We start from the raw sequence: 5,580 nt of genomic DNA on the forward strand, positions 1-5,580 counted from the left end.
GGCCCGCCGCTGGCCCCGCCCCGGCTGGCCGCCGCGGGGCCGACGCGACGGCCCCGGCCGGTCGATGCCGCCGCGGGCGTCAGACGCCGTCCGGCATCGCCTCCGTCCGCTCGCCCGGCGTCACCGGCGGCGTGGCGGCCGGGGCCGCCGCGTAAAGCGTGGCGATCCGCGCCTCCAGCGCCGCCACGCGGGTCTCCAGCGCCTCCTGCGCCTCCCGCGCCCGGCGGGCGAGTTCCATGGCGGCGTCCAGGTCCTCGCGCTTCACCAGGTCCAGCCGCTGCACCGCGGCGTCGATCTGCGCCCGGGCCGCCGCCTCCATCTCGGTCCGCATGCCGGCCAGCGCCGAGAAGGCGCCGCCCGCCACGCCGGCCAGGTCGTCGAAGAGATTGCCCCGCCGGCGGCCGCCGCTGCCCGTCTCGCTCATGCCCTGCTCCTTCTGCCTCGCCGGATTGCCCCGCTGGACCGGCGCGGCCGGTGCCGGGCACCCCGGGCGCCGCGACTGCAACGCGGCCAGGCCCGCCGCGGTCGCCGCCACCGCGATCGCCCGGCGCATGGCGCCGCGCCCTGGCGGGCATCGCGGTTCCGCACCGCCCCGATCTGCTCTATACCCCCGCCCCACCGCGGCGCAACGCGGCCCGCCCGGCGCCGCCGGCCGCGCGCCCGGGACACGCCATCGTCAGGGCGGGACGCCGCGATGCCGCGCCGCGGCCCGGCCGCAGCCCCCGCCCGCAGCCAGGGATTGCCGCATGTATCTGGTCACCGGCGGGGCGGGCTTCATCGGCTCCAACCTCGTCGCGGCGCTGGCCGCGCGGGGGGCGGAGGTGATGGTCGTCGACCACCTCGGCACCGGCGACAAGTGGCGGAACCTGGCGAAGCACACCATCGCCGGCCTGCTGCCGCCGCCGGCGCTGGAGGAGTTCCTCGCCGCCCGGCCGCCGCTCACGGCCGTGCTGCACATGGGCGCGATCAGTGCGACGACGGAAACCAATGGCGACCTGGTCGCCGCCACCAACCTGACCCTGCCGCTGCGCCTGTGGGAGGCCTGCGCCGAGCGGGAGGTTCCGTTCATCTACGCCTCCTCCGCCGCCACCTATGGCGATGGGGAACAGGGCTTCGACGACGATGCCGACCCCGCGGCGCTGGCGCGGCTCCGGCCGCTCAACCTCTATGGCTGGTCGAAGCTGGCCTTCGACCGGCGCGTGGCGCAGCTGCTCGCGCGCGGCGCGCCGCGGCCGCCGCAATGGGCCGGGCTGCGCTTCTTCAACGTCTATGGCCCGAACGAGGCGCATAAGGGCCGCATGGCCAGCGTGCTGTTCCACAAGTTCCGCCAGGTGCTGGGCGGGGAGCCGGCGACGCTGTTCCGCTCCGACCGCGCCGGCATCGCCGACGGGCAGCAGATGCGCGACTTCGTGCATGTGGACGACTGCGTCGCGGTGATGCTGTGGCTGCTGGAGACCCCTCGGGCCTCGGGGATCTTCAACGTGGGATCCGGCCGGGCCCGCAGCTTCTTCGACCTGGTGCATGCGATGTTCGCCGCCATGGGGCGGGAGCCGCAGATTCGCTTCGTCGACATGCCTGCCGACCTTCTCGGAAAATACCAGTACTTCACGGAAGCGCCGCTGGACCGGCTGCGCGCCGCGGGCTTCAACGCCCAGACCACGCCGCTGGAAGACGGGGTGCGCCGCACCGTGCAGGACTTCCTGATGACCGGGGACCCCTATCGCTGATGCTTCTCGCCATTCCCTTCCCGGCCTTCGACCCGGTGCTCGTGCAGGTCGGGCCGCTGGCGATCCGCTGGTATGCGCTGGCCTATATCCTCGGCATCGTGCTGGGCTGGTGGCTGGGCAAGCGCATGGTGGCGCTGGCGCCGCGCGTCGCCACGCCGCAGCAGGCCGACGACTACGTCACCTGGGTCACGCTCGGCATCATCCTCGGCGGCAGGCTCGGCTATGTGCTGTTCTACCGGCCGGACCACTACCTGGCGCATCCGCTGGAGATCCTGCAGGTCTGGCAGGGCGGCATGGCCTTCCATGGCGGCATGCTGGGCGTGATCGTCGCCACCATCCTGTTCTGCCGGCAGCAGCGGATCGACATGCTGGGCTTCGGCGACCGCGTCGCCTCGGTGGTGCCGATCGGCCTGTTCCTCGGCCGCTGCGCCAATTTCGTGAACGGGGAGCTCTGGGGACGGCCGGCCGACGTGCCCTGGGCCATGGTCTTCCCGCATGACCCGCTGCTGGTGCCGCGGCATCCCAGCCAGCTCTACCAGGCGGCGATGGAAGGCGTGATCCTGTTCCTGCTGCTGCAGGTGCTGGTGCGGCAGGAGGCGATCCGCGCCCGGCGCGGCTTCGTGGTGGGCGCCTTCCTGGCGGGCTATGGCCTGGCGCGGGTGGTGGGCGAGGTCTTCCGCGAACCCGATGCCTTCCTCGGCTTCCTTTTCGCCGGCGCGACCATGGGCCAGTTGCTGTCCGTGCCGATGATCCTGGTCGGCCTGTGGCTGATGGCCCGCGCCCGCCCGGCGGCCCGCGCGGCGGTGGCCTGAGCGGACTCGTGGTTTCCAAGGGCCTTTCGGCCTTTGGCGGGGTGGGGTCGGGAGGGGCAGGGGCACCCCATGACGCTCAGCGTCATGGGGACCCCGCAGCGCCCCTACCGAGTGCTGGAGGATCGGCCACGCCCGAGCGTCTCGACCGCTTCATGGCCCGTGCCGTCGCCGCCTACTACGCCGCGCGCGACCCGTTCGGCGCGGCCGGCGACTTCACCACGGCGCCCGAGATCTCCCAGGCCTTCGGCGAATGCCTGGGGCTCTGGGCGGCGGTGACCTGGCAGCAGATGGGATCGCCGCCCGAGATCGTGCTGGCCGAGCTTGGCCCCGGCCGCGGCACGCTGATGGCGGATGCGCTGCGCGCCGCGGCGATGGTGCCGGCATTCCGCGCGGCGCTGCGGGTCCATCTGGTCGAGACCTCGCCCCTGCTGCGCGCCGCCCAGGCCGCGCGGCTGGGCGATGCGGTGGCGGCCTGGCATGCCGACATCGCGGCATTGCCCGCCGGGCCGGCCATCATCCTGGCCAATGAGTTCTTCGACGCGCTGCCCATCCGGCAATTCATCCGCCGCGGCGGCGCCTGGCTGGAACGGCATGTCGAGGCGGGCCGCTTCGTGGCATTGCCGCCTGCCGATGCCCCGCCCCTGCCCGCTGCGGCGCCGGAGGGCGCCATCGCCGAACGGGCGGAGGCGGGCGAGGCCGTCGCGGCCGCCCTCGCCGCCCGGCTGCGGGCGCAGGGCGGCGCGCTGCTCGCGCTCGACTACGGCTACAGCGAGCCCGCGCTGGGCGACAGCCTGCAGGCGATGACGCGGCATGGCCCCGCCGACCCGCTGGCCGCGCCCGGCACGGTGGACGTCACCGCGCATGTCCCCTTCGCCGCCCTGGCCGAAGCGGGACGCGCCGCCGGCGCCGCGGCGCATGGCCCCTTGCCCATGGGGCTGTTCCTGCAGCGCCTCGGCCTCGCGCAGCGCGCCGCCATCCTGGCGCGCGCGGCCGCCACGGCGGGCCGGCGCGACCAGGCCGGGCTGATCCTCTCGGGCGCCGAGCGCCTGACCGCGCCCGAGGGCATGGGCCGCCTGTTCAAGGCGCTCTGCCTGTGCCATCCCGCCCTCCCCATCCCGCCGGGGTTCGAGGCCGCATGACGGATGCCGAGTACCTGACCACCCCCGCGCTGGCCGCGGTGACCGGGCTGCGCCACGGCTTCTTCACCCGCCGCGGCGGCGTCTCGGAAGGGCCCTGGGCGGCACTGAACTGCTCCCTCTCCGGCCAGGACGACCGGGAGAAGGTGCGGGAGAACCGCCGCCGCGCCGCCGCCGCGCTCGGGCTGGACCGGCCGGCGCTGCACGGGCTGCACCAGGTGCATGGCATCGCGGTGGCCGAGGTGGATGCGGCGGGCTGGCAGGAAGGCCAGGGGCCGCAGGCGGATGCGATGGTGACGGCACGGCCGGGCATCGCGCTGGGCATCGTCACCGCCGATTGCGCGCCGGTGCTCTTCGCCGATCCGCGGGCGGGCGTGATCGGCGCGGCGCATGCCGGCTGGCGCGGCGCGGTGGACGGCGTGCTGGAAGCGGTGCTGGCGGCGATGGAGCGGCTGGGCGCCGACCGCGCCCGCGTCACCGCCTCGGTCGGCCCCTGCATCGCCCAGCCGAGCTACGAGGTCGGGCCCGACCTGCGAGACGCCGTGCTGGCGCAGGACGCCGCGCATGCCCGCTTCTTCGCCGCGGGCCGGCGGGAGGGGCGCTGGCAGTTCGACCTGGCCGGCTACTGCGCCGCCCGCCTCGCCGCCGCCGGGGCGGGCCGGGTGGAAACGGCCGGCCTCGACACCCTGGCGGAGGAGGCCCGCTTCTTCAGCCATCGCCGCCGCACGCTGGCTGGCGGCGGGCCGATCGGGCACCAGATCAGCGCCATCGCGATCGCGCCCTGAGCGCGATGCCCGGGAGTTCCATGCCCTATCTCATCCAGTTCATGGTCCTGACGCTGCTGACGCTGCTGGTGGCCTGTGTCCTCATCTAGGGGCACCCTCGCCGGCCTCGGCGCCCTGCTGGCGCTCGCCGCCTGCGGCGACCTGCCGCAGCCCTATCGCGGCCGCCCCGGCAGCCAGGCGCAGGTGCTGGCCATCCCGCTCGCCGTCCGGCTGGCGGTGCCGCCGCCGGACCAGGCGCTGCTGCCCGCCGATGGCGCCAGGGCCTTCTCGGATGCCCTGACCGCCGCGCTACAGGCGCAGGATGTCCCGGCCATCGCCACCGCCACGCCGCTGCCGCTGGATTGGCTGGTGGAGATGACGGCGGCGATGGAGGGCCAGGCGATCCGCCCGCGCTTCCGCCTGCTGGACGCCGACCGCCGCGCCCAGGCCGCCACGGACGGCATGCCGGTGCCGATCCAGGATTGGGCGCATGCCGACCGGGCGCTGTTCGACCGCGTGGCGGCGGAGGCGGCGCCGAAGCTGACGCAGCTGCTGCTGCAGGTGGAGGCGGCGCGCAAATCCACCGACCCGGCCTCGATCGCCGCCGGCCCGCCGCGGCTGCGCATGGTCGGCGTGCGCGGCGCCCCGGGCGACGGCAACACCGCCCTCGGCAGCCGGATGCGGGAGATGCTGGGCGGCCAGGGCTTCGTCGTGCAGGACACGGCGGAAGGGGCCGCCTATGGCCTGCAGGCGGAGGTCCTGGTGGTCCCGGGCGCGACGCGCGGGGTGGAACGCGTAGAGATCCAGTGGATCGTCAGCCGCAAGGATGGCGAGGAGCTCGGCCGGGTCGTGCAGATGAACGAGGTGCCGGCGGGCCGGCTGAACCGGCTGTGGGGCGACATCGCCTATGTCGCGGCGGAACAGGCGGCGGCCGGGGTGAAGACCGTGGTGTCGAATGCCCTGCAGGCGCCGCCCACCACCTCCGACGCGCCGCGGCCGGAGGCACCGCAGGCCGCCGGAGCCCCCTCCCCTGTCCCTGCCGGAGCCGCGACGCAGCGCTGAGCCGGGCCCCGGCGCTGCGGCGCCGGGGGCAAGCCCGGGCAGGGGCGCGCGGCGTGCCGGCCCCGCCGGAGCCCGACCC

6 protein-coding genes are annotated in these 5,580 nt (G+C 75.3%); 5 read left to right on the plus strand and 1 reads right to left on the minus strand.

What is annotated here, in order from left to right:
* Window positions 1–79 precede the first annotated feature (79 nt).
* Window positions 80–424 (minus strand): accessory factor UbiK family protein, encoded by a 345-nt coding sequence (locus tag E2C05_RS28145; protein WP_133222958.1) that lies wholly within the window; start codon window positions 422–424, stop codon window positions 80–82.
* 322 nt (window positions 425–746) lie between these two features.
* Between E2C05_RS28145 and rfaD the strand changes: the two genes are divergently transcribed.
* The 5 genes from rfaD to E2C05_RS28170 all read left to right on the plus strand — a co-directional run bounded on the left by rfaD (window position 747) and on the right by E2C05_RS28170 (window position 5,501).
* Window positions 747–1,727, plus strand: a complete 981-nt coding sequence (gene rfaD / locus E2C05_RS28150; RefSeq protein ID WP_133222959.1) for an ADP-glyceromanno-heptose 6-epimerase — start codon at window positions 747–749, stop codon at window positions 1,725–1,727.
* Complete coding sequence (lgt, locus tag E2C05_RS28155; RefSeq protein ID WP_133222960.1) at window positions 1,727–2,539, plus strand: prolipoprotein diacylglyceryl transferase; 813 nt, start codon at window positions 1,727–1,729, stop codon at window positions 2,537–2,539. The genes rfaD and lgt overlap by 1 nt, the downstream gene beginning before the upstream one ends.
* A 152-nt stretch (window positions 2,540–2,691) precedes the next feature.
* Window positions 2,692–3,678 carry an SAM-dependent methyltransferase gene (locus E2C05_RS28160; RefSeq protein WP_133222961.1) on the plus strand — a complete coding sequence of 329 codons (987 nt, stop codon included), beginning with the start codon at window positions 2,692–2,694 and terminating at the stop codon, window positions 3,676–3,678.
* Window positions 3,675–4,460, plus strand: a complete 786-nt coding sequence (pgeF, locus tag E2C05_RS28165) for a peptidoglycan editing factor PgeF (protein WP_133222962.1) — start codon at window positions 3,675–3,677, stop codon at window positions 4,458–4,460. Before E2C05_RS28160 ends, pgeF begins: the two co-directional genes overlap by 4 nt.
* A gap of 75 nt (window positions 4,461–4,535) precedes the next feature.
* A complete protein-coding gene (locus E2C05_RS28170; RefSeq protein WP_133222963.1) occupies window positions 4,536–5,501 on the plus strand; it encodes a hypothetical protein in 966 nt (321 codons plus the stop codon).
* The last annotated feature ends 79 nt before the right edge of the window (window positions 5,502–5,580 follow it).

Origin of the sequence: Paracraurococcus ruber (genome assembly GCF_004353985.1) — a bacterium.
Classification (GTDB): Bacteria; Pseudomonadota; Alphaproteobacteria; order Acetobacterales; family Acetobacteraceae; genus Paracraurococcus; species Paracraurococcus ruber.

Bases quoted from the DNA above. Each gene is read 5' to 3' on its own strand.
- pgeF (WP_133222962.1), top strand. From the start codon at position 3,675: ATGACGGATGCCGAGTACCTGACCACCCCCGCGCTGGCCGCGGTGACC.
- rfaD (WP_133222959.1), top strand. From the start codon at position 747: ATGTATCTGGTCACCGGCGGGGCGGGCTTCATCGGCTCCAACCTCGTC.
- E2C05_RS28145 (WP_133222958.1), bottom strand. From the start codon at position 424: ATGAGCGAGACGGGCAGCGGCGGCCGCCGGCGGGGCAATCTCTTCGAC.
- E2C05_RS28160 (WP_133222961.1), top strand. From the start codon at position 2,692: ATGGCCCGTGCCGTCGCCGCCTACTACGCCGCGCGCGACCCGTTCGGC.
- lgt (WP_133222960.1), top strand. From the start codon at position 1,727: ATGCTTCTCGCCATTCCCTTCCCGGCCTTCGACCCGGTGCTCGTGCAG.